Origin of the sequence: Luteimonas aquatica, assembly GCF_022662575.1 — a bacterium.
In the GTDB taxonomy this organism is placed as follows: Bacteria; Pseudomonadota; Gammaproteobacteria; order Xanthomonadales; family Xanthomonadaceae; genus Luteimonas; species Luteimonas aquatica.
This window is the reverse complement of record NZ_JALBFU010000003.1, coordinates 357,438-379,836: the sequence shown is the minus strand read 5'-3', so window position 1 is coordinate 379,836 and position 22,399 is coordinate 357,438. Positions and strand designations below refer to the sequence as shown.

The 22,399-nt window shown below is 71.0% G+C and carries 19 protein-coding genes; 11 read left to right on the top strand and 8 right to left on the bottom strand.

Translation table 11 applies throughout. The features are described 5' to 3' along the window. Positions 1–329 (bottom strand): pentapeptide repeat-containing protein (locus tag MD221_RS17640; RefSeq protein WP_425602252.1); only part of this gene is annotated, 329 nt, incomplete at its 3' end. A 236-nt stretch (positions 330–565) separates the two neighbouring features. On the opposite strand from MD221_RS17640, the gene MD221_RS10505 reads away from it, so the two are divergent. Continuing rightward, on the top strand, positions 566–2,893 hold the full coding sequence (locus tag MD221_RS10505) for a response regulator (RefSeq protein WP_425602250.1): 2,328 nt from the start codon (positions 566–568) through the stop codon (positions 2,891–2,893). Here the strand turns inward: MD221_RS10505 and MD221_RS10500 are convergent. Next, positions 2,865–3,158 carry a hypothetical protein gene (locus MD221_RS10500; RefSeq protein ID WP_242111621.1) on the bottom strand — a complete coding sequence of 98 codons (294 nt, stop codon included), beginning with the start codon at positions 3,156–3,158 and terminating at the stop codon, positions 2,865–2,867. The two genes, MD221_RS10505 and MD221_RS10500, sit on opposite strands and share 29 nt — an antisense overlap. On the opposite strand from MD221_RS10500, the gene MD221_RS10495 reads away from it, so the two are divergent. Together MD221_RS10495 and MD221_RS10490 are read left to right on the top strand one after the other, a co-directional pair. Further along, positions 3,126–4,865 carry a chemotaxis protein CheB gene (locus tag MD221_RS10495; protein WP_242111620.1) on the top strand — a complete coding sequence of 580 codons (1,740 nt, stop codon included), beginning with the start codon at positions 3,126–3,128 and terminating at the stop codon, positions 4,863–4,865. The genes MD221_RS10500 and MD221_RS10495 overlap by 33 nt on opposite strands. 26 nt (positions 4,866–4,891) lie before the next feature. Continuing rightward, a complete protein-coding gene (locus tag MD221_RS10490) occupies positions 4,892–5,365 on the top strand; it encodes a chemotaxis protein CheW (protein ID WP_242111619.1) in 474 nt (157 codons plus the stop codon). Positions 5,366–5,423: 58 nt separating this feature from the next. On the opposite strand, the gene MD221_RS10485 is transcribed toward MD221_RS10490, so the two are convergent. Then, positions 5,424–6,167: a 16S rRNA (uracil(1498)-N(3))-methyltransferase gene (locus MD221_RS10485; RefSeq protein ID WP_242111618.1), complete on the bottom strand. Its 744-nt coding sequence runs from the start codon at positions 6,165–6,167 to the stop codon at positions 5,424–5,426. Further along, a complete protein-coding gene (bioA, locus tag MD221_RS10480) occupies positions 6,158–7,585 on the bottom strand; it encodes an adenosylmethionine--8-amino-7-oxononanoate transaminase (protein WP_242111617.1) in 1,428 nt (475 codons plus the stop codon). Before bioA ends, MD221_RS10485 begins: the two co-directional genes overlap by 10 nt. Positions 7,586–7,629: 44 nt before the next feature. On the opposite strand from bioA, the gene nudE reads away from it, so the two are divergent. Continuing rightward, complete coding sequence (gene nudE / locus MD221_RS10475) at positions 7,630–8,187, top strand: ADP compounds hydrolase NudE (protein ID WP_242111615.1); 558 nt, start codon at positions 7,630–7,632, stop codon at positions 8,185–8,187. After that, complete coding sequence (gene cysQ / locus MD221_RS10470) at positions 8,174–8,986, top strand: 3'(2'),5'-bisphosphate nucleotidase CysQ (RefSeq protein ID WP_242111614.1); 813 nt, start codon at positions 8,174–8,176, stop codon at positions 8,984–8,986. Before nudE ends, cysQ begins: the two co-directional genes overlap by 14 nt. A 644-nt stretch (positions 8,987–9,630) precedes the next feature. Here cysQ and otsA read toward each other — a convergent pair. The 3 genes from otsA to otsB form a co-directional block, all read right to left on the bottom strand. Continuing rightward, positions 9,631–10,995: an alpha,alpha-trehalose-phosphate synthase (UDP-forming) gene (gene otsA / locus MD221_RS10465; RefSeq protein WP_242111613.1), complete on the bottom strand. Its 1,365-nt coding sequence runs from the start codon at positions 10,993–10,995 to the stop codon at positions 9,631–9,633. Between the two features lie 81 nt (positions 10,996–11,076). Continuing rightward, entirely contained in the window at positions 11,077–12,858 is a 1,782-nt protein-coding gene (locus MD221_RS10460; protein ID WP_242111652.1) for a glycoside hydrolase family 15 protein, read from the bottom strand. Positions 12,859–12,863: 5 nt separating this feature from the next. Then, positions 12,864–13,619 (bottom strand): trehalose-phosphatase, encoded by a 756-nt coding sequence (otsB, locus tag MD221_RS10455; RefSeq protein ID WP_242111651.1) that lies wholly within the window; start codon positions 13,617–13,619, stop codon positions 12,864–12,866. A 143-nt stretch (positions 13,620–13,762) separates the two neighbouring features. Between otsB and MD221_RS10450 the strand changes: the two genes are divergently transcribed. From MD221_RS10450 to MD221_RS10425, 6 genes are all read left to right on the top strand, one after another. Next, on the top strand, positions 13,763–14,374 hold the full coding sequence (locus MD221_RS10450; RefSeq protein ID WP_242111612.1) for a DUF4166 domain-containing protein: 612 nt from the start codon (positions 13,763–13,765) through the stop codon (positions 14,372–14,374). A 7-nt stretch (positions 14,375–14,381) separates the two neighbouring features. After that, the gene (locus MD221_RS10445; protein ID WP_242111611.1) at positions 14,382–14,798 is read left to right on the top strand and encodes a thiol-disulfide oxidoreductase DCC family protein; all 417 of its coding nucleotides are present in this window, start codon (positions 14,382–14,384) and stop codon (positions 14,796–14,798) included. 113 nt (positions 14,799–14,911) lie between these two features. Further along, positions 14,912–15,451, top strand: coding sequence for a lactoylglutathione lyase (gene gloA, locus MD221_RS10440; RefSeq protein WP_242111610.1), 540 nt, complete (start codon positions 14,912–14,914; stop codon positions 15,449–15,451). Positions 15,452–15,563: 112 nt separating this feature from the next. Then, the gene (locus MD221_RS10435) at positions 15,564–16,040 is read left to right on the top strand and encodes a DUF3574 domain-containing protein (protein WP_242111609.1); all 477 of its coding nucleotides are present in this window, start codon (positions 15,564–15,566) and stop codon (positions 16,038–16,040) included. A gap of 170 nt (positions 16,041–16,210) precedes the next feature. After that, positions 16,211–18,553, top strand: coding sequence for a TonB-dependent receptor (locus MD221_RS10430; protein WP_242111608.1), 2,343 nt, complete (start codon positions 16,211–16,213; stop codon positions 18,551–18,553). A 169-nt stretch (positions 18,554–18,722) separates the two neighbouring features. Next, on the top strand, positions 18,723–20,312 hold the full coding sequence (locus tag MD221_RS10425) for a SulP family inorganic anion transporter (RefSeq protein WP_242111607.1): 1,590 nt from the start codon (positions 18,723–18,725) through the stop codon (positions 20,310–20,312). A gap of 21 nt (positions 20,313–20,333) precedes the next feature. On the opposite strand, the gene MD221_RS10420 is transcribed toward MD221_RS10425, so the two are convergent. Next, positions 20,334–22,271 carry an acetyl-CoA hydrolase/transferase C-terminal domain-containing protein gene (locus tag MD221_RS10420; protein ID WP_242111606.1) on the bottom strand — a complete coding sequence of 646 codons (1,938 nt, stop codon included), beginning with the start codon at positions 22,269–22,271 and terminating at the stop codon, positions 20,334–20,336. Positions 22,272–22,399: the final 128 nt, after the last annotated feature.

The following is a 22,399-nucleotide window of genomic DNA, read 5'->3' as shown; positions in this document are numbered from 1 at the left end:
ACGTGTCGAGGCCGAACGTGTCGAGGCCGAACGTGTCGAGGCCGAGCGCGCCCAGGCCGAGAATCTCGATGTCGCCTATGAGCGCCAGCGTCGATTGGAGGCGGGCCTGCTCGGGCGGGAACGTATTGAAGCGGAGCGTCTCGAAAGCGAATCCTTCGCGGCCGCCGAACTCGAAGCGGCGCGGCTGCAGCAAACCCGCATCGATGCCGATCGCATAGAGGCCGAACGTCTCGAAGCCGAGCGTCTCGAAGCCGAGCGTCTCGAAGCCGAGCGTCTCGAAGCCGAGCGTCTCGAAGCCGAGCGTCTCGAAGCGGAACGCCTCGAAGCAGAACGCCTCGAAGCGGAACGCCTCGAAGCAGAACGCCTCGAAGCAGAACGTCTCGAAGCAGAACGTCTCGAAGCAGAACGTCTCGAAGCAGAACGTCTCGAAGCCGAACGTCTCGAAGCCGAACGTCTCGATGCCGAACGTCGCGAAGCCCAGCAGGCTTCGACGCCGTCTGCCATCGACGCGGCGCCGCTTTCGGCGGTGGATGCGGTCGCCGAGGCCGCCCACGATCAGGGCGACATGCTCGATTTCGCCGATCTCGACCTGGAGCTCGTCGATCTCTTCGTGGAAGAGGCCGGCGACCTGCTCGATCACTCCGATGGCCTGCTGGCGCAATTGCGCGTCGCGCCCGGCGAGCGCGAGCCGCTGGTCGGTCTGCAGCGCGACCTGCACACGCTCAAGGGCAGCGCGCGCATGGCCGGCATCATGCCCGTGGGCGACCTCGGCCACGCGATGGAGTCGCTGCTGGAGGCCGCCGCGGAGCAGCATTTCGAACTCGATCGCGGCGGCATTCCGCTGCTCGAGCGCGGCTTCGATCACCTGCACGCGATGATCACCCGGATCGGTGCGCATCGCACCGCCGAGCCGGCCGACGCGCTGATCGCCGAATTCGCCCGGCACCTGTCCGGCCAGCCGGAGGCGGCGCCGGCCGTGGCGACGGCCGCGAAGCCGCAGCCCGAGCTCAAGCCGCTGTCGGCGCCGATCCGCGAGAGCGAGGGCGCCGGCGAGGAGGGTGCCGGCACGCGCGCGCCGCAGGAGCAGGTGCGCATCCGCGCCGACCTGCTCGACCGCCTGGTCAACTACGCCGGCGAGGTGGCGATCTACCGCGCCCGTCTGGAACAGCAGCTGGGCGCGTTCCGCAACGCCATGGGCGAGATGGTGCAGACCAACGCGCGATTGCGCGACCAGCTGCGCCGTCTGGATATCGAGACCGAGGCGCAGATCATCGCCCGCTTCCAGCGCGAGCACGAGGTTGCCGACGCGACCTTCGATCCGCTCGAGCTCGACCGTTTCTCCACCCTGCAGCAGCTCTCGCGCGCCCTGAACGAATCGGCGGCCGACATGTCGAGCCTGCAGGGCACGCTCGACGACCTGATCCGCCAGTACGAAACCCTGCTGCTGCAGCAGTCGCGAGTGAGCTCGGAGCTGCAGGAAGGCCTGATGCGCACGCGCATGGTGCCCTTCGACGCGCTGGTGCCGCGCCTGCGCCGGGTGGTGCGCCAGGCCTCGGCCGAGACCGGCAAGCAGGTCCAGCTCAAGCTCGACGGCACGCAGGGCGAGCTCGACCGCAACGTGCTCGAGCGCATGACCGCGCCGCTCGAGCACATGCTGCGCAACGCCGTGGCGCATGGGCTGGAGACCCCGCCGCAGCGCCGCGACGCCGGCAAGCCGGAAGAAGGCACGGTGCGCATCGCGATGCGCCGCGAAGGATCGGAAGTGGTGCTCGAGGTCGGCGACGATGGCCGCGGGCTCGACCATGCGGCGATCCGCCGCCGCGCCGAGGAGCGCGGCCTGGTGCGCGCCGACGCGGTGCTCGCCGCCGGCGACCTGAACGCCCTGATCCTGGAATCCGGTTTCTCCACCGCCGACGAGGTCAGTACGCTGGCCGGGCGCGGCGTGGGCATGGACGTGGTGGCCAGCGAGGTGCGCCAGCTCGGCGGCGCGCTCGACATCGCCTCGCGCCAGGGCGCCGGCACCGCCTTCACCCTGCGCCTGCCGCAGACGCTGGCGGTCACGCAGGCGGTGTTCGTCAAGATCGGCGAGACCACCTTCGCGGTGCCGATCGCCTCGGTGCGCGGCGTGGGCCGCATCACCCGCGAAGGCCTGGACCGGCCCGAGGCGGGCTACCGCTACGGCGACGAGGATTACCCGGTGCACGACCTCGGCCTGCTGGTCGGGCAGTCGGCGGCGCGCGCCGAGGGCCAGCTGCAGATGCCGCTGCTGCTGGTGCGTTCGGGCGAACTGCGCGCGGCGGTCGCGGTCGACCAGATCGTGGGCAACCGCGAGATCGTGGTGAAGCCGGTCGGGCCGCAGGTAGCGTCGATTCCGGGCATCTTCGGCGCGACCATCATGGGCGACGGCAGCGTGGTGGTGATCCTGGACATCGCGCCGCTGGTGCGCCGCCAGGCCATGCAGCCGCGCGACGCCAGGCCGGCCGCGCCGGAGGCGGCGCCGCGCCGCCACGTGCCGCTGGTGATGGTGGTGGACGATTCGGTGACGATGCGCAAGGTCACCGGGCGCATCCTGGAGCGCCACAATTTCGAGGTCATGGTGGCGCGCGACGGCATCGACGCGCTCGAGCAGATGGTCGACCGCGTCCCGGACCTGATGCTGCTGGACATCGAGATGCCGCGCATGGACGGCTACGAGCTGGCCAACCAGATGAAGGGCGAGCCGCGGCTGCGCGACGTGCCGATCGTGATGATCACCTCGCGTACCGGCGAGAAGCACCGCCAGCGCGCGCTCGAGATCGGCGTCGAGCGCTACCTCGGCAAGCCGTATCAGGAAAACGAGTTGGTGCGCAATGTCTACGAACTACTCAAGCTGCAGCGGCACGACGATGAATGAGGACGGCGCCATCCGCGTGGCCTTGCTGGCGCGCGAGGGCGAGGTGCGCGACCGCCTCGGCGCGGCGCTCGCCGATGCCGGCGCGGAGGTGGCGCTGGTCGCCGATCCGGTCTCCATCGACAGCGAGCAGGTGCGGGCGGCCGCGCCGCGCGCGCTGCTGGTCGCACTGGAGCCTTCGATCGACGAATCCCTGGACCGCCTGTACCAGCTGCTGGCCGATCCCTCGCTGATCGTGATCTTCGAGGAAGCCGAATTCGTGGCGCACCGCGCCGGCTGGGACGCGGCGCGCTGGGTCCGCCATCTCGGCGCCAAGCTGCGCCGCCACGGCGAAGTGCTGCCGCCGCGGCGCGAGGACGAGGCTGAGGCCGAGGCCGCGAACGAACGGGCGGCGATCCCAGCGGCCGGGGAAGACTCGCTGGCGGGAATGGCGATGCCGGCCGAGGATCAGGCCGAAGTCGCGGGCGAGCCGGCGCAGGCCGAGGCCGTCGAGAGCGAGAGATCGGCGCTGGATACCGAGGCGGCGGACGACGGCGTGGCCGAGACCGAGGCTGAGGCCGTCATGGTGCTCGCCGCGCCGGAAGCCTCCGCGCACGATCAACCCCTTGTCGAAACCGTCGAGGCGCCAACGGCCACGGCGGAAGATGCCGCATCGCCCGCGAGCGATGCGCAGGTCCAGGCGCCCGTCGTCGAGACGGTTGCCGGGAGTGATCGGGCGCCCGCAACGGATGCCGTCCACGTCGAGGAGACGCAGGCGACCGGCACCGATCTTGCCCCGCCGGTCATGACCGAGGCCGCAGAATTTCCGCCGACCGGCACCGGCGAGGCGGAAGATGCGGGTCCGCAAGAAGCGCCAGGCGTCGAAGCCCTCGAACTGGCGGATGCGACCGGCATCGGGGAGAGCGGCTTGCCGTCTCCGGACAATGCTGTCGATGAAATGGCCGTCGAAAAGATGGCCGTCGAAGCGTTCGAATGGGAGGAAGTCGACGGATCGTTCGAGGCAATGGCGACCGAGGATGCCGAGGTCGAACCCGCGCGCATGGCGACCGGCGACGACGCGGCGGAAGCCGATGACGCGATCGATGGCCCGGCCGGCGGGTTCGATGCGGACGTGGCGGAAAATGCCGCGCCACGTCCCGGATTCACGCCGCTGCCGCTGGTCGACGTCGATGCGCTCTTCGCTTCGCTGTCCTCCGGAGAGTCGGCCGGGCGCGCGCCCGGGCAGCGCGCCGACGATGCGGTGCGCGAAACCGACGCGACCGCGCCAGCCGCCGAGACGGCGGACGCCGGCGATGCGGCCGCGTGGGCGCTGGTCGACGACGACACGCCGGCCGAAGCGACGGCGGCGCCGGAGGCGGTGGCCGTGCAGCACGATCTCCAGGCCCTGGAAGCGCGCATCTCCGGCCTGTCGCTGGCCGATACCGACAGCTACGGCCACGGGCCGCCGCGCGGCGCGGTGCTGGTGGAGGCCGGACTGGGCGGGCCGGATGCGGTGCGCCAGTTGCTGGCGGCGCTGCCGGAAACCTTCGCGCGGCCGATCCTGGTGCGCCTGCAGCTGGACGGCGGACGCTACGACCGGCTGGTCCGGCAGATGGAACGCGTGGCCAAGCTTCCGGTGGCGCTGGCCTCCGCCGAGCGGCCGGCCGATGCGGGGACCGTCTACTTCATGGCGCCCGGACTGTCGTTGCAGCGCCAGGGCGCGCGCTTGTCCTTCGTGGATGCCGATATCGATCCCGCGACCGACCTGCTGTCGGCGCTGCCGGGCGAGGACTCGGCGCACCTGTTCCTGAGCGGCAGCGACCCGGCGCTCATCGACGGCGCCGTGGCGCACATCGACGCCGGCGGCCTGCTCGCGGCCCAGGCCACCGACGGCTGCTACGACAGCACCGCGCCCTCGGCGCTGATCGCACGCGGCGCGGTGGCCGGCACGCCGGCGGAGCTGGCCGCCAGGCTGGTCGAACGCTGGCCTTCCTGAGCGCAGGTCTTCCCCGAATCCATCCCATGAACGCATCCGTCCAGACCAGCCAAGACATCCGCGGCGTCCTGATCCAGGTGGAGGGCGCGCGGTTGCTGCTGCCCAATGCCAGCATTTCCGAGGTGCTGTCCTACGCCACGCCCGAACCGGTCGAGGACGCGCCGCAGTGGCTGCTCGGACGCATCCGCTGGCGCGGCTGGCAGTTGCCGCTGGTCTCGTTCTCGCGCATCGCCGGCCTGGCCCAGGAGCAGGGCGGAATGAGCAACAAGGTCGCCGTGCTCAAGGCCTTCGGCGGCAATCCCCGCCTGCCGCATTTCGCCTTCCTCACCCAAGGCTTCCCGCGCCTGGTGACGGTGGCGCGGCAGACGCTGATTCCCGAGACCGAGGCGGCCGACCTGTCGGCCGGCGTGCTGGCGCGCGTGCGCCTGGGCGACGAGGCCGCGCTGATTCCCGACATCGACCACGTCGAGGACGCGCTGCGCACGGCGCTGGCGCTGTAGGACGCTTTCGGGCGCGCGCCCGTTGCGCGAGGCGCGCGAAAGCGGCGCGCATCTTGGTCTAGGCGGAAAGATCGCCGAAACGCGACTGCAGCGCGGCGATCGCCGCCATGCCCGCGGTTTCCGTGCGCAGGATGCGCGGGCCCAGGCGCAGGCCGGCGAAGCCGGCGTCGGCGAGCAGGGCGCGGTCGCGCGGCGACCAGCCGCCTTCCGGTCCCACGGCGAGCACGAGCGTGGCGTCGCCGTCCACGCCCGGCAGCGACTGCACCGAATCGGCGGCCTCGGGATCGAGCAGCAGCCGCAGGCCCTCGCGCGGCAGCGCCGCTGCGGCCTCGGCCAGGCCGCGCGGCGGCGCCACCTCGGGCACGCGCGCGCGCCAGCTCTGCTCGCAGGCCGCGACCACCACGCTGCGCCAGTGCGCCAGGCGCTTGTCGGCACGCTCGGCGTCCAGGCGGACCTCGCTGCGTTCGCTGCTCACCGGCACGAAGGCGGCGACGCCGAGCTCGGTGGCCTTCTGCAGGATCCAGTCCATCTTCTCGCCGCGGGCGATGCCCTGCACCAGCACGATGCGCAGCGGCGACTCGTTGGCGACCGCGCGCGCAGCGACGACCTCGGCCTCGGCGCCGCGCTTGTCCGCCGCGACGATGCGCGCGTCGTAGTCGTGGCCGTCGCCGTTGAAGAGCACGCAGCCATCGCCCGCAGCCAGGCGCAGCACGCGCACCAGGTGCGCGGCGGCGCCGTCGGGCAGGCGCAGGCGCGCGCCCACGGACAGCGGCGCATCGACGTGGACGCGGTTCACGCGCATGGCGCCGCCTCCCGGACCGCTTCCCGGATCGCCTCGGCGGTGGTGCGCGCGAGCAGTTCCAGTTGCGCCTCGTCGATGCAGTACGGCGGCATCCAGTAGAGCACGTCGCCGAGCGGGCGCAGCAGCACGCCGCGCTCGAGCGCGGCGCGGTAGGCGCGCAGGCCGATGCGCAGCGACGGATCGAACGGCGTGCGGCGGTTGCCGTCGCGGCTGAGCTCCACGGCCAGGATCATGCCCGCCTGACGCACGTCGGCCACGTGCTGCAGCCCCGCCAGCGGCGCGGCCAGTTCGGCCATCCGCGCGGCGGTGCGGCGGTTGCGCGCCAGCACGTCGTCGGTCTCGAAAATCTCCAGCGAAGCCAGCGCGGCGGCGCAGGCCAGCGGATTGCCGGTATAGCTGTGCGAATGCAGGAAGGCGCGTTCGCGCGATGGGTCGAGAAAGCCGTCGTAGAGGGTCTGCGTGGTCAGCACCGCGGCCAGCGGCAGGAAGCCGCCGGTCAGGCCCTTCGACAGGCAGAGCAGGTCGGGCATCGCGTCCGACTGCTCGCTGGCGAACAGCGTGCCGGTGCGGCCGAAGCCCACGGCGATCTCGTCGGCGATCAGGAACACGCCGTGCACGTCGCACAGCTCGCGGGCCCGCTTGAGGTAGACCGGGTCGTGCATGCGCATGCCGCCGGCGCACTGCACGCGCGGCTCCAGGATCAGCGCGCAGATCTCGCCGGCGTGCTCGTCGAACAGGCGCGCCAGCGCGTCGGCCGCGTCCTCGGCGCAGGCCGCCGCGCCCTGGCCGTCGCGCGCCAGGTAGGCGTCGGGCGAGGGCGCGAACAGCGCCTCGGCCAGAAGCGGCGCGTAGATGCGGCGGTACAGCGGAATGTCCCCCACTGCCAGCGCGCCCAGGGTCTCGCCGTGGTAGCCGTTCTCCAGCGCCACGAACTTGGTGCGGCGCGGTTCGTCGCCGCGGTTGCGGAACCAGTGGAAGGCCATCTTCAGCGCCACTTCCACGCCCGCCGAGCCGTTGTCGGCGTAGAACACCTTGGACAGCGGTTCGCGCCCGGCCTGGCGCGGCGCCAGGGCGAGCAGGCGCTCGGCCAGCTCTACCGCCGGCGGGTGCGAGCAGCCGGCCAGGATCACCTGTTCCAGCGTGCGCGCCTGCCGGGCGATGGCCTCGGCGATGCGCGGCTCGGCGTGCCCGTGCAGGTTGGTCCACCAGCTGCTGACCGCATCGAGCGTGCGGCTGCCGTCGTGGCCGACCAGCCAGGCGCCGTCGCCGCTCGCCACCGGCAGCAGCGGCAGACTGTCCTGCCCGACGGCATGGTGCTCGCGCATCTGGGTGCAGGGATGCCAGAGCACGGCGAGGTCGCGCGCGCGCCAGCGGTCGGGGTCGTTTAGAATCGACGGATCGTGAATACCCTTGTCCATCCGCCGATTATCGCCTGCGCGCGCGCCGGCGCGGAGCACCGCGCATGAGCGAGCGCCGCCTGCCCACCATCCACGGCATCACCGAGCAGGAGGCGGGGCCGTACCGGATGGAGTTCCTGGACCTGGAGTTCGGCAACGGCGAGCGCCGGCGCTACGAGCGGCTGATGGGCCGCGGCCACGGCGCCGTGGTGGTCGTGCCGATGCTCGACGACGAGACCGCGCTGCTGGTGCGCGAGTACGCCGCCGGCGTGCACCGCTACGAGCTCGGCCTGGTCAAGGGCCGCATCGACGCCGGCGAGACCCCGGAGCAGGCGGCCAACCGCGAGCTGATGGAAGAGGCCGGCTACGGCGCGCATTCGGTGCAGGTGCTGCGCTCGATCAGCCTGTCGCCGGTCTACATGAACCACCAGACCCACCTGGTGCTGGCGCGCGGCCTGTATCCGCGGCGGCTGCCCGGCGACGAGCCGGAGGAACTGGAGGTCGTGCCCTGGAAGCTGGCCGACCTGCACGAACTGATCCTGCGCGAGGAGTTCTCCGAGGGTCGCTCCATCGCCGCCCTGTTCATCGCCCGCGAGTACCTGGCCCACCATGACGGCCGCTGACGCGCCGGACGAGGCCCTGCGCGAGGGCGTGATCGCCCTGGCCCGGCAGGCCGCGGCGGCGATCCTGGCGATCTACGACACCGCCTTCGACGTCGAGCACAAGGCCGACAACAGCCCGCTGACCGCGGCCGACCTGGCCGCGCACCGCTGCATCGTCGAGGGGCTGGAGCGGCTGACGCCGGACATCCCGGTGCTGTCGGAGGAGTCGGCCGAAGACGTCGCCTCGGCCACGCGCCGCGGCTGGGCCTCGCTGTGGCTGGTCGATCCGCTCGACGGCACGCGCGAGTTCGTCAAGCGCAACGGCGAGTTCACCGTGAACATCGCCCTGGTCCGCGAGGGCGAGCCGGTGTTCGGCGTGATCCAGGCGCCGGTCACCGGCCAGCTGTGGCACGGCGACCGCGCGCGCGGCGCTTTCCGCCGCGACGAGGGCGCCGGCGACGTGCGCCTGCGGACGCGGCGTCCGGCACGGGCGCCGCTGCGCGTGGCGGCCAGCCGCTCGCACCGCGACGCGCGCAGCGATGCGCTGATGGCGCGCATCGGCGAGGTCGAGGCGGTGGCGCTGGGGTCCTCGCTGAAGTTCTGCCGCCTGGCCGAGGGCGGCATGGACGTGTATCCGCGCTTCGGGCCGACCAGCGAATGGGACACGGCGGCGGGGCAGGCGATCCTGGAGGCGGCCGGCGGCTGCGTGATCGATCCGCGCGGGCGGCCGTTGCGCTACAACCAGCGCGATACCTTGCTCAATGGGGATTTCGTTGCGTTGGGGGATGCGGATTTGCCTTGGCGGGATTGGGTGGGGTGAGCTTGTGCTTTGTTATCTGATGCATGCCGCAGCACTAATTTGATCTTTGCTCTTTTTATGGTTTTTAGGAGCAGAGCGTTTCGTCCGCTGGCGCGGCCGAGTTCATTTCTTTTGATAAGCGTCAAAAGAAACGAACCAAAGAAAAACGCTTTCCCCGACACATCAGCCCCACGCCGGAAAGGCTGAGGGGATTTTCCGACTCGCCCTCCTGGCTCGGTCGGAAAATGGCGGGCATCCCTGCCCGCCACCCTTCGGGTCTGGAGGCAGAGTCGGCTCGCAAAGATTTCTAGAAGCAAAGCCTTCTTCCTGTCCCTTCAGATTCGTCATCCCAGCGCAAGCTGGGACCCATTTTTCGCTTTTGCCTTCGTCTCTAAAGATGTCGATACGACATTGGCATTCGGAGGCCCGGAGGTGTCGAGGGCCATCGGCCCGAGGGCACAAGGATGTGCGCCGTTTTTCGACCGAGCCAGGATGGCGAGTCGAAAAATCCCGATAGCAGTCAAGTAATGGGAGTGCTTCGTCGGGGAAGGCCGTTTTCTTTGGTCCGTTTCTTTTGGGCCAGCAAAAGAAATGAACTCGGCCGCGTAGCGGACGAAACGCTCTGCTCTTAAAAAAACACACCGAAGACCAAGAATAGACGCAAGCTACCGCTTCAACGCAGACAAATAGTCCCGCATCCACGCAGCGATGTCGTGCCGCTGCAGATGATCCATCATCGCCCGCCAGCGCTCGATGCGCTGCGCCTTGGCCATGTTGGCGGCGGTGGCGATGGCGTCGGCCACGCCGTCGAGGTCGTGCGGGTTCACCAGCAGCGCCTCCTTCAGCTCGTAGGCGGCGCCGGCCAGCAGCGAGAGCACCAGCACGCCCGGGTCCTCCGGATCCTGCGCCGCCACGTACTCCTTGGCCACCAGGTTCATGCCGTCGCGCAGCGGCGTCACCAGGCCCACGCGCGCGGCGCGGTAGAAGCCGGTGAGCGTGGTGTGGGCGAAATTGCGGTTGACGTAGCGCAGCGGCGTCCATTCCGGCGCGGCGTGGCCGCCGTTGATGTGGCCGGCGATGCGCTCGAGCTCGTTGCGCAGCAGCCGGTACTCGGCGACATCGCCGCGCGAGACCGGGGCGATCTGCAGGTAGGTGAGGCTGCCGCGCTGGTCGGGATGGCGCTCCAGGTAGCGCTCGAAGCCGCGGAAGCGCTCGGGCAGGCCCTTGGAATAGTCCAGGCGGTCCACGCCGATGGCGAGTTGGCGAGGCTGCAGGCTGTTGCGCAGGTCGCGCACCGCCGGCTTGGCCACGGCCGCCTGCGCCTGCTGCGCGATGTAGGCGGTGTCGATGCCGATCGGGAACGCCGCGGCATGGAAGCGTCGCCCGCCCGGCGCCTCCAGCACGCCCTCGGACAGCACGCGGCCGCCGCCGAACAGGCGCACGTAGTCCTGGAAGCGTTCCACGTCGCGCAGGGTCTGGAAGCCGACCAGGTCGTAGGCGTAGAGGGTGGAGAACAGCCGCGCGTGGTCGGGCATCGCCGCGACCAGGTCGGCGGAGGGCATGGGCACGTGCAGGAAGAAGCCGATGCGCGCGCCGACGCCGCGCTCGCGCAGCAGCGAGGCCAGCGGGATCAGGTGGTAGTCGTGGATCCAGACCGTGTCGCCGTCGCGCAGCATCGGCGCCAGCTTGTCGGCGAACAGCGCGTTGACGCGGCGGTAGCCCTCGCGCGTCTCGCGGCTGTAGTCGACCAGGTCGAGGCGGAAATGCAGCAGCGGCCACAGCGTGCGGTTGGCGAAGCCGTTGTAGTAGGCGTCCAGGTCGGAACGGTTGAGGTCGATGGTGACGTAGCGGATGTCGCCGTCGCGCTGCTCGTGCAGTTCGCCGCTGGCCTCGCGCACCGTCTTGCCGCTCCAGCCGAACCACATCCCGCCGTGCTCGCGCAGTGCCGCCTGCAGGCCGACGGCCAGCCCGCCGGCGCGGTTCTCGCCGGGGATGGCGACGCGGTTGGAGACCACGACCAGCCGGCTCATGACGGCGCGCTCATGACGGCATGCTCACAGCGGCATGCTCACAGCGGCATGCATGAAGATACGGGGCCGTGGCGGCAGGCATCACGACGCCTCCTGCCAGGAGCGCGACAGCCGCATCGCGGCGATGATCAGCCCGACGTGCGAATAGGTCTGCGGGAAATTGCCCCAGGCCTCGCCGTCGTCGAAGGCCAGGTCCTCCGAGAGCAGGCCCAGGTGGTTGCGGCGGGCGAGGATGCGCTCGAACATCGCCCGCGCCTCGTCCTTGCGGCCGATCGCCGCGAGCGCGTCGATGTACCAGAAGGTGCAGATGGTGAAGCTGGTCTCCGGGTCGCCGAAATCGTCGGGCGCGACGTAGCGGAACAGGGCGTCGCCGCGGCGCAGGTCGCGGCCGATCGCCTCGACGGTGGCCACGAAGCGCGGGTCGTCGGCGGCGATGAAGCCGATGTCGGCGAGCAGCAGCAGCGAGGCGTCCAGGCGATGCCCGGCGAAGGTGTCGGTGAAATGGCCGAGCGCTTCGCTCCAGGCCTGCTCGAGGATGCGGGCGCGGATGTCGGCCGAACGCCCGCGCCAGTAGGCGACGCGCTCGTCCAGGCCGAGCATTCCGGCGATCTTGGCCAGGCGGTCGCAGGCGGCCCAGCACATGGCCGCGGTGTAGGTGTGCACCTCGGCGCGGCCGCGGAATTCCCACAGGCCGGAATCGGGCACGTCGAACAGCGCCGCGGCGCGTTCGCCCAGCGGTTCGAGCCGCTCGAAGGCCGAGCGGTCGCCCGGGTCGGCCAGGCGCAGGTCGAAGAACAGCTGGGTGGAGGCCAGCACCACGCTGCCGTACACGTCGTGCTGCTTCTGCGACCAGGCCAGGTTGCCGCGCCGCACCGGCCCCATGCCGCGGTAGCCGCGCAGGGAGGACACTTCGTGCTCGGCGAGCTCGGAGGAGAGGTCGATGCCGTACAGCGGCTGCAGCGTGCCGTCGTGGGTGGCGATGTTGAAGATGTAGCCGATGAACAGTTCCATCGTCCGCGTCGCGCCGAGCCGGTTGAGGGCACGGACCACGAAGGCGGCGTCGCGCAGCCAGCAGTAGCGGTAGTCCCAGTTGCGCGGCGTGTCGGGCGCCTCCGGGATCGAGGTGGTCATCGCCGCGATGATCGCGCCGCTGTCCTCGTACTGGCACAGCTTGAGCGTGATCGCGCTGCGGATCACCGCCTCCTGCCAGTCCAGCGGCACCGACAGGTAGCGCACCCATTCGCGCCAGTAGTCGCGGGTACGTTCCTGCGCCTCGTGCGCGTAGCCGGCGATGGAGCGGGTGAGCGGCTCGTCGACGCCCAGCACCAGATGCAGCGGATGCGTCAGCACGAAGACGGTCTCGTCGCGCACGTAGCGCACCGGAACGTCGGTGGTCAGGCGCAGGACGAAATCGGGCAGCCGCCAGCGCACGTGGTTGCTGCCCCAGGTGTGCTCGGGCACCTGCGCGCCCCAGTCGGCGAGCGGACGCACGCGCACGCGGATGCGCGGCCTGCCCGAGAGCGGGCGCAACTGGCGGATGATGCTCACCGGGCGGTAGAAGCGCCCGTTCTGGCGCCAGCGCGGCGCGAAGTCGGTGATCTCCACCGCGCCGCCATGGGCGTCGCGCAGGATCGTGCGCAGGATCGCGGTATTGGGCAGGTAGTACTGCTCGCTGTCGGCCAGGTCCTCGAGCTCGACGGCGAAATCGCCGCCGTCGTGGTCGCGCGGCGAGAGCAGGGCGCAGAACGCGGGGTCGCCGTCGAAGGCCGGCAGGCAGCTCCACACCACGCGGCCGCGCTTGTCGAGCAGCGCGCCGAAGCTGCCGTTGCCGATCACGCCGAGGTCGAGATCCTGCGGCGGCATCGGCGTCATGGCGCGACTCCGAGCCAGGCGCGCACGGCCGCCGGATCGCGCAGCCCGTAGCGCGCCGCGCTGTCGCGCCGCGCGTCCGGGTCGGCGACCAGGATGCTGACGCCCCCGCGCGCGTTGACCTGCGCGAAGCCGCTCTCGTCGGTGAGATCGTCGCCGGCGAACACCGGCACGCGTCCGGCGTAGGGCGGCCGTTCGAGGAAGGCGGCGATGGCGTCGCCCTTGTCGGCATGCGCCGGGCGCAACTCCACCACCTGCTTGCCGTGCTGCAGGCGATAGCCCGGCAGATGCGTGAGCGCCTGCAGCGCGAAGGCCTGCAGCGGGTGTTCGGCCTCGGGCGCGCGCCGCCAGTGCAGCGCCAGCGCCGCGCCCTTGTCCTCCACCACCGCGCCGCGGTAGTCGCCGGCGATGGTCTCGGCCTGCCGGCGCAGCGCGGCGAGCTCCGCGGGCACGGCGATGCCGGCCTCGTCCACGCCGTGGCGTCGGCGCTCGGTGCCGTGCAGGCCGGCGGCGTCGAAGCGCGAGGGCGCGAACAGCGCATCGAGCGTGACGACGGCGCGGCCGCTGACCAGGGCCAGGGCGCCGTCGAGGCCGGCGCGCAGTGCGTCCAGCCGTTCGCGCAGCCCGGCCGGCACGACGACCGCGTCGGGGGTTTCGGCGAGTTCGAGCAGGCAGCCGTCGACGTCGAGGAACAAGGCCCAGTTCCCGGCCGGTGCCGGCGGCGCGGGCCGCGCAGAGGAGGGCGAGGTTGCCATGCGCACGACGGCAGTCTCGTGATCGGTGCGTGACATGAGCGGTACATGATGCCGAATTGCCCCGTAAACTTACGTGAATCGCCGCTCCCTTTCGGGCTTGCGCCGACGATTCCATTCCGCGGTTCTTCCCTGCACTCGGTCACATGAAGCCCACCCTGTTCCAAAGCCTGCTCGGCGCTTCGTTCTATGCCTTGCCGTCTTGCGTGCGCGCGTTGCACCAGATTCGCGGCCGCGGCCGCTATGTCGGCCGCGCCGAGATCACGCGCGGCGGCAATCCGCTGGCGCGCCTGTGCGCCGCGTTCGCGCGCCTGCCGCCGGCGATGGCCGACGCGCCGCTGACGGTGGATTTCCAGGCCGATGCCGCGGGCGAGGTGTGGACGCGCCATTTCGGCGGCCAGGCGGGCAAGGCGCATCGCATGCGTTCGCGCCTGCGCGCGCGTAACCGCCGCCTGGTCGAGCGGCTCGGGCCGCTGCAGTTCCGTTTCGAGATCTGCGTCCACGAGGAGGCGATCCACTGGCATGCCGAGGGCGTGCGGCTGTTCGGCCTGCTGCCGCTGCCGGCCGGCTGGTTCGCCGGGGTCGCCTGCCGCGAAGGCGAGCACGAGGGACGCTATACCTTCCTCGTCGACGCCTCGCTGCCGCTGATCGGGCGGCTGGTGCGCTACGAGGGCTGGCTGCAGCCCGAGCACGCGCTGCACGCGCAGCCCGACGCCTTCGCGGACGATCCGATCGCCGCGCTGCCCGGGCAGGCCTAGAGACGCCATGCCCGCGCAGCCTGTCCGCGACGGCGAGGCGATCGTGGTGTTCGACGGCGTTTGCGTGTTCTGCAGCGGCTGGGTCGAGTTCCTGCTGCGCCGCGATCGTCGCGGCCGCCTGCGCTTCGCCGCGATGCAGAGCGAGGCCGGACGCGCGCTGTTGTCCGGCAACGGCTTGAATCCCGACGATCCGCTTTCGTTCCTGCTGCTGGATGCGTGCGGGGCGCGCGTCGACAGCGATGCCGCCATCGGGGTGATGACGCGGCTGGGCTGGCCCTGGCGCGCGGTCGGCGCCTTGCGCCTGCTGCCGCGCGCGCTGCGCGATCGCGGCTATCGCTGGCTGGCGCGCAACCGCTACCGCTGGTTCGGCCGCAAGCCGGCGTGCTACCTGCCCGACGCGGGCATGCGCGACCGCTTCCTCTGACCGGTGCCGGCCATGGCCTTTGCGCCGGCCCGCGCAACGCCGTGTTGCGGCGCCACGACGCCGGGCGAACACGCCCTGCGGGATAATGCCGCGCCCGTCCCGAGAGTCCGACCATGACCGCATCCAGCCGCGCCGAACTGGCGGCGGTGCCGGGCGTCGCCGCCACGCGCGATGCCGACACCCGCCGTTTCGTCTTCAACCACACCATGCTGCGGGTGAAGGATCCGCGCGCTTCGCTCGACTTCTATACCCGCGTGCTCGGCTTCACCCTGGTGCGCAAGATCGATTTCGAGGAGGCGAAGTTTTCGCTGTATTTCCTGGTGCTGGTGGACGAGGACGGCGACATTCCCGAGAGCGACGGCGAGCGCAGGCAATGGCTGGCGCGCCAGCGCGGCGTGCTGGAGCTCACCCACAACCACGGCACCGAGCACCAACCGGGGCCGGTCTACCACGACGGCAACGGCGAGCCGCGCGGCTTCGGCCACATCTGCGTCAGCGTGCCCGACCTGCGCGCCGCCTGCGCGCGCATGGAGTCGCTGGAGGTGCCCTTCCAGAAGCGCCTGAGCGACGGCCGGATGCGCGACGTGGCCTTCATCAAGGATCCCGACGGCTACTGGATCGAGCTGATCCAGCCCGCGCCGCTGGCCGATTGAGCGGGTCGGGCGCGTCGGCTCCGCCGCCATCCTCCCGCGCAACTGTGGCGCGGGCCACGGACGCGGCGCCGCGCCGCTCCTATGCTGCGCCGACCTTCCGATGGTGACGCCCATGCGCCCGCACAGCCCGTTCCTCGCGGCCCCGCTGTTCGCGAGTCTGCTGCTCGCGACCCTGCTGGCGGGCGGTTGCGCCACGCGGCCGACGGCGGCCGGCCAGGCGGCGAGCGTGCGCGAGATTCCCGGCCGCCCGGCCGAGGCGGCGGACTGGATCCGCAGCGAGCTCTATTTCGGCCTCGGTGCCGGCGTGGACGGGGCGCCCCCGGTGGAGGAGGCGCAGTGGCGCAGGTTCCTGGACGTCGAGGTCACGCCGCGCTTCCCCGACGGCCTGACCGTGTTCGAGGCCAGCGGGCAGTGGCGCTTCGAGGGCCAGGCCACGCCGCAGCGCGAGCGCTCGCGCGTACTGGTGATCCTGCACAAGGACACGCCGCGCAGCCGCGCCGACATCGAGGCGATCCGGCGCGCCTGGACCCAGGGCTTGCACCAGGCCTCGGTGCTCTGGGTCCGGCAGGCGGCGGCGGTCTCGTTCTGAGGCCCGGGGAAATTGCCGAGGCCGGCCGTGGCCTGGCCGTCGATGGCCGTGGCGGCCGGCATAAGCAGATGCCGATCCGGACGGCGCCAGTCGTTGCCCCCGGCCCTGCCGTGTTGCACCATGCGGGCCGACAGGGGCCTTGCCTTCACTTTTTCCGGGGATTCACCGCCATGCCGCATCCGTTCGCCGTTCCTTCCCGTGCCCAGCGGCAGCGCCCGTGGCGGCTCGCGCTCGCCATCGCCGCGCTGCTGCCCGCGATGGCCGCCTCGGCCCAGCAGGCGCAGACCGCGCCCGCCGCGTCTTCGGCGCAGGAGAGCGAGCGCAAGGCCGCCACGCTCGACACCGTCGAGGTCACCGCGCAGCGCCGCGTGGAGAACGCGCAGGACGTGCCGGTGTCGATCAGCGCGGTGAGCAGCGAAAAGCTCGACGTGCTCGCCTCCGGCGGCACCGACATCCGCTTCCTGGCCGGGCGCGTGCCCAGCCTCAACATCGAATCCTCCTACGGCCGCGCCTTTCCGCGCTTCTACATCCGCGGCCTGGGCAACACCGACTTCGACCTCAACGCCTCGCAGCCGGTCTCGCTGATCTACGACGAGGTGGTGCAGGAGAGCCCGCTGCTGAAGGGCTTCCCGGTGTTCGACCTGGAGCGCGTGGAAGTGCTGCGCGGCCCGCAGGGCACGCTGTTCGGCCGCAACACGCCGGCTGGCGTGGTCAAGTTCGAGTCGGCCAAGCCGTCGCAGGAATTCAACGGCTACGCCAAGGTCGGCGCCGGCAGCGACGGGCTGTTCACCTTCGAGGGCGCGGTGGGCGGCGCCTTGAGCGATCGCTGGTCGGCGCGCGTGGCCGCGATGTACCAGCGCCGCGAGGACTGGGTGGACAACACCCTGCCGGGCGCGCCCAACGACGGTTTCGAAGGCTACGACGAGGCGGCCGCGCGCGTGCAGTTCCTGTACGAGGGCGACGGTTTCGAAGGCCTGTTCAACCTGCACAAGCGCAACATGAACGGTACCGCGCGCCTGTTCCGCGCCAACATCTTCCGCAAGGGCAGCAACGACCTGGTCCCCGGCTTCGACAAGGACAAGGTCTCCACCGACGGCATCAACTTCTCCGACCTGGAGACCTGGGGCGCGAGCGCGCGCCTGCGCTGGGAACTGGGCGACTACAACCTGTATTCGATCACCGGCTACGAGACCGCCGAGTCGCTCAACCATGGCGACATCGACGGCGGCTACGGCGCCGCGTTCCTGGGGCCCGGCAACTCCGGGCCTGGCGTGATTCCGTTCGCGTCCGAGACCGCGGACGGCCTGCCCGACCACAAGCAGATCACCCAGGAGTTCCGCCTGGAGTCGAACTACGACGGCCCCTTCAACTGGCAGGGCGGCCTGTTCTACTTCAAGGAAGACGTCACCATCGACAACTTCAACTACGACTCGCTGGCCTTCAACGCGCAGGCCGGCCATGCCGTGCAGAAGCAGAAGAACGAGGCCTGGGCGGTGTTCGCCTCGGGCGAGTACCAGGCCACCGAGAAGCTGAAGCTGCGCGGCGGCGTGCGCTACACGCAGGACAAGAAGGACTTCAGCGCCAGCGTGCTGCAGGCCGCGCCGTTCGGCGCGCCGGTGGGCGGGCCCTACACCGTGCACACCGACGTGGACAACGTGAGCTGGGACGCCAGCGGCGTCTACGAGGTCAACGACCACGTCAACGTATTCGCGCGCGTGGCCACCGGCTTCCGCGCCCCGTCCGTGCAGGGGCGTCTGCTGTTCGCCAGCCCGCTCGCGCCCGACGGCGGCGTCTCGCAGGCCGATTCGGAGAAGGTGATTTCCTACGAGGCGGGCATCAAGGCCGACCTGTGGGACAAGCGCGCGCGCCTGGGTTTCACGGTGTTCCGCTACAACGTCGACGGCCAGCAGCTGATCGCGGTCGGCGGCGGCTCCAACACCGCCGTGCTGCTCAATGCCGACAAGACCACCGGCCAGGGCTTCGAGCTCGACCTGGAGGCGTATCTGACCGAACACCTGCTGGTGACGCTCGGCAGCAGCTACAACGACACCGAGATCAAGGACCGCGACCTGGCCGTGCCGGTCTGCGGCGCATCCAACGGCGCCGCGCCGCTGTGCACGCCGACCAATCCCACCTTCGTGCGCGACGGCACCACCTTCGCGCTGATCAACGGCAACGCGCTGCCGCAGGCGCCCAAGTGGGTGCACAACCTGACCGCGCGCTGGGGCGTGCCGGTGGGCGAGGGTGGCGAGTTCTTCGTCTACACCGACTGGTCCTACCGCAGCGCGGTGAACTTCTTCCTCTACGAGGCCAAGGAGTTCCGCAGCAAGCCGATCGTCGAGGGCGGCCTGCGCGTGGGCTACAACTGGCACTACGGCGACTACGAACTGGCGTTGTACGGCCGCAACATCACCGATACCACGCGCGCGGTGGGCGCCATCGATTTCAACAACCTCACTGGCTTCCTCAACGAACCGCGCACGGTCGGGGTGGAGTTCACGGCGCGGTTCTGAGGCCGCACCCGCCCTCGCTCGGTCCGCTCGGCCGCGTGATGCGCGGTTTCGATTCCCGCGGGCGGAAGAGGGCCGGGAGCAGCCGGCCCGCGCTTCCGGAGCCCCTCTCCCGCAAGCGGGAGAGCGGCCGGGGCAAGGGCCCCGCTTCACGCAGCATGTCCAGGCACCGATGACCACAGCCCCAGCTCCGCGCGCTCCCCGTTGGTTCGTTTCCGGCGACTTCAACGGTTTCTTCGGCCTGGTGGTCGACAACCTGTCGATCCTGGGCTTCATCAGCGCGGCCCTGGTCGGCATCTTCGGCATGCCGGCCGAGGTGGTGTTCCAGCGCATGTTTCCCGGCACCGCCTTCGGCGTGCTGGTCGGCAACCTGATCTATACCTGGATGGCGCGGCGCCTGGCCGCGCGCAGCGGCCGCGACGACGTCACCGCGATGCCGCTCGGCCTCGACGCGCCGACCAGCATCGGCATGGCGCTGCTGGTGCTCGGTCCGGCTTTCGCCGCGTTCCGGCAGCAGGGCCTGGACGCGCATGCCGCGGCGATGGCGACCTGGCAGCTGGGCGCCGCCTCGCTGGTGGTGATGGGCGCGCTGAAGTTCGTGCTGTCCTTCTTCGGCGACGCGGTCACGCGCATCGCGCCGCGCGCGGCGCTGCTGGGCTCCATCGCCGGCATCGCCCTGGTACTGATGGGCTTCCTGCCGCTGGTGGAGACGCTGCGCTCGCCAGTGGTCGGTTTCGTCACGCTGGGGCTGCTGCTGTACGTGCTGATCGCCAAGGGCCGCCTGCCGGTGCGCCTGCCGGGCGTGCTGGTGGCCTTCGTGTTCGGCACGCTGCTCTATTACGCGCTTGGCCTGGCCGGACTCGGCGCGCCGGGCTTCGCGCTGCCGCAGGCGGCGCCGCTGCAGGTGGTGCTGCCGTGGCCGTCGCTGGCGTTTGTCGAGGGCCTGCCGTCCACCGTGCCCTACCTGCCGCTGTTGTTGCCGTTCGGCCTGCTGATGGTGGTGGGCGGCATCAACGTCAGCGAGAGCGCGCGCGCGGCGGGCGACGACTACCGCACCCGCGACATCCTGCTGGTGGAGGCGTTCTCGACCCTGGTCGCCGGCCTCTGCGGCGGCGTGGCGCAGACCACGCCCTACATCGGCCAGCCGGCCTACAAGCACATGGGCGCGCGCAGCGGCTACACGCTGCTCACCGGCCTGTTCGTCGGCGTGGGCGGCATGCTCGGCCTGATCTCGGGCCTGGTGCAGTGGCTGCCGCTGGCGGTGCTGGCGCCGATCATCGTCTACGTCGGCATCGACATCACCGTGCAGGCCTTCCAGGCCACGCCTTCGAGGCACGCCCCGGCGATGGTGCTCGGCTTCCTGCCGTCGGTGGCGTATCTGCTCGGCATCAAGGCGGGCAATCCGATGTGGATCGCGCCCGAGCGTTTCGCCGAACTGACGAGCACGCTCGACGGCCACGGCCTGCCGGAACTGGCGGTGATCGTGGTGCTGGGCAACGGCTTCATCATCACCTCGATGCTGTGGATCTCCGCGCTCGCGGCGATGATCGACGGACGCCTGCTGCGCGCGGCCGGCTGCCTGCTGGTGGCAGCGGGGCTGACGCTGTTCGGCCTGATCCATTCGGTCGATCCGCGCGGCGGCATCTATCTGCCGTGGACGCTGCAGGGCCTGCCGGCGACGATCGCCTGGCAGTTCGCCTTCGCCTACGTGGCGCTGGCGGGGCTGCTCGCGCTGCTGTCGCTGCAGAAACAGCCGCGCTGATCGCGCGGCCGGCGCGGCCGGTCAGGCGCGCGCCAGGGCGTGGCGCAGCAGCCGCGCGTACAGCCGTTCGGAAAGCCCCCGGGGCGCGTCCAGCGCCATGCGCCGCAGCGCCTCGGGATCGTCGCGGCCGCGCGCGAGCAACGCGGCGAGGACCGTGCGCAGCTTCGCCGCGGGCGTGGCGGTGCGCCCCTTCAGCCAGGACAGCGCCCGCAGCAGCCGCTGTTCGACGTCGGTGAAGTCGCTGCCGAGCGGATAGTCGGGCAGGGTGCCGTCGGCGCGGAACGGCGCCAGCGCCCGCCTCAGGCGCTCGGGCGAATTGTCGGCCGAGACATACGGAAAGGAATGCGGCATCTTGCCGTTGCGCATCGCGGTGAGCGCCAGTTCCGCGCCGGCGTGTCGCGAGGAGGCGATGCCCATCATGGCCCAGACGCATTGCTCGTCGGTCTTGCCGCGCAGGTCGGCGATGCCGTACTCGGTGACGTAGATGTCGCGCAGGTGCCGCGGGATCGTCGTGTGCCCGTAGTTCCAGCGGATGTTGGACTCGATCCGCTTGCCGCCGCCGCGCGTGGCGCGCAGCATCAGCACCGAGCGCGCGTCGGGCAGGGCGTGCGCCATCGCCACGAAGTTGTACTGGCCGCCCACGCCCGAGACCACGCGTCCGTCCTCCAGGCCGTCGGAGACCGCCGCGCCGAGCGCGGTGGCCATCATGCAGCTGTTGAAGAAGCGCGCCTCGCGCCGCTGCAGGCGTTCCAGGGTCTCGTTGCCGCCGTACAGCTCGTTGACCTCGCTGACCCGGCGCATGCCGATGCCGCGCCGGGTATCGTCGTCGAGGTTGCGCAGCCAGTCGTAGAACTCGGGCGAGCCGAGATAGAAGGCGCCGTGCAGGAACTCGCCGTCGCGCTCGAGCAATTCGCGGTCGTGCTCGCCGGCGCTGCCCTCGGCGACGCGCCGCATCAGCGGCTCCTTGTCGACCACCTTGCGGCGCAGCACGCCGGCCTCGACCAGGGCCTTGAAGCCTTCGTTGATCATCTCGCTGCAGCCGTACAGGCCCTGCGGCAGCGGGTCGAGTCCGCCGCTGGCGACCACCGCCGGATGGCGCTCGATCTCCGGATCGAGCGCCAGCATCACCCGGCGGTAGGCGGCGTTGTCGGTATGGCGCAGTACCAGGGCATGGCTGAGCGCGTCGGCGAGCGCGCCGATGCCGATCTGCAGGGTGCCGCCGTCGCGCACCAGCGCGCTGGCGTACAGGCCGATCGCGTAGTCGGTATCGCCCACCGGCTGGCGCGGCAGGCCGAACAGCTTCGGATAGGGGCCGGGCGGCGCCACCACCAGGTCGAAGTAGTCCGTCGGCACCGCGGCCACGCCGCCCAGCCAGGGCAGTTGCGGGTCGATCTCGGCGATCAGGTACGGACGCGGCAGCCCGGCCGCGACGATGGCGTCGACGGCGTCGAAGGTAAGGTCGGTGTTCGAGGACAACGACAGTCGCGTGCCGTCCTCGCTGGCCGCGACCTTCTGCACGATGCAGTTCACGCCGCGCTCGGCCAGGGCGCGCGCGACGTGGGTGTAGTTGAGGCTGGCGTAGTCGCTTTGCGCCTGGACCGAACGCAGCAGCGCGCCGGACTGCATGTAGAACTCCTCCACGGCGATGTTCGCCGGCAGCGCGTCGCGGCGCTGCGCCCGCACGTAGGCCAGGCGCGGGAAGTCCTCGCCGAAGTGGCGCGCGGCGAACGGGCCGAGGAAACGCCGCTCCAGCCCGCTGCCGGCATCCGGCGGGTCCAGCGACAGTGCCGTGTACAGGCGCAGTTGCCGCGACGGGTCGCGCTCGATGCGCCCGTACAGTGCGTTCAACAGCCGGTGCGGCTTGCCGATGCCCAGCGGGGCGCCGACATGCAGCGGGCCGGGCAGGCGGGCCAGCAGCCGATCCACGGCCAGGTCCAGCGAATCGGTGAATTCGGTCATCGCGGCAAGGATAGAGGGTGGGGACCCTCATCGGCGCCCGTCGGTGCCGACAACGGTCCACGCCGACCAGGGAGGGCCGGGCGGGGCGATCCGAAGACGGCGCATTTCGCGAAGAGGACTGCGTTGCG

Coding starts and splice junctions, on each gene's coding strand:
- MD221_RS10505 (WP_425602250.1), top strand. CDS start 566: ATGCTCGATTTCGCCGATCTCGACCTGGAGCTCGTCGATCTCTTCGTG.
- MD221_RS10490 (WP_242111619.1), top strand. CDS start 4,892: ATGAACGCATCCGTCCAGACCAGCCAAGACATCCGCGGCGTCCTGATC.
- MD221_RS10485 (WP_242111618.1), bottom strand. CDS start 6,167: ATGCGCGTGAACCGCGTCCACGTCGATGCGCCGCTGTCCGTGGGCGCG.
- bioA (WP_242111617.1), bottom strand. CDS start 7,585: ATGGACAAGGGTATTCACGATCCGTCGATTCTAAACGACCCCGACCGC.
- nudE (WP_242111615.1), top strand. CDS start 7,630: ATGAGCGAGCGCCGCCTGCCCACCATCCACGGCATCACCGAGCAGGAG.
- cysQ (WP_242111614.1), top strand. CDS start 8,174: ATGACGGCCGCTGACGCGCCGGACGAGGCCCTGCGCGAGGGCGTGATC.
- otsA (WP_242111613.1), bottom strand. CDS start 10,995: ATGAGCCGGCTGGTCGTGGTCTCCAACCGCGTCGCCATCCCCGGCGAG.
- MD221_RS10460 (WP_242111652.1), bottom strand. CDS start 12,858: ATGCCGCCGCAGGATCTCGACCTCGGCGTGATCGGCAACGGCAGCTTC.
- otsB (WP_242111651.1), bottom strand. CDS start 13,619: ATGGCAACCTCGCCCTCCTCTGCGCGGCCCGCGCCGCCGGCACCGGCC.
- MD221_RS10450 (WP_242111612.1), top strand. CDS start 13,763: ATGAAGCCCACCCTGTTCCAAAGCCTGCTCGGCGCTTCGTTCTATGCC.
- MD221_RS10445 (WP_242111611.1), top strand. CDS start 14,382: ATGCCCGCGCAGCCTGTCCGCGACGGCGAGGCGATCGTGGTGTTCGAC.
- gloA (WP_242111610.1), top strand. CDS start 14,912: ATGACCGCATCCAGCCGCGCCGAACTGGCGGCGGTGCCGGGCGTCGCC.
- MD221_RS10435 (WP_242111609.1), top strand. CDS start 15,564: ATGCGCCCGCACAGCCCGTTCCTCGCGGCCCCGCTGTTCGCGAGTCTG.
- MD221_RS10430 (WP_242111608.1), top strand. CDS start 16,211: ATGCCGCATCCGTTCGCCGTTCCTTCCCGTGCCCAGCGGCAGCGCCCG.
- MD221_RS10425 (WP_242111607.1), top strand. CDS start 18,723: ATGACCACAGCCCCAGCTCCGCGCGCTCCCCGTTGGTTCGTTTCCGGC.
- MD221_RS10420 (WP_242111606.1), bottom strand. CDS start 22,271: ATGACCGAATTCACCGATTCGCTGGACCTGGCCGTGGATCGGCTGCTG.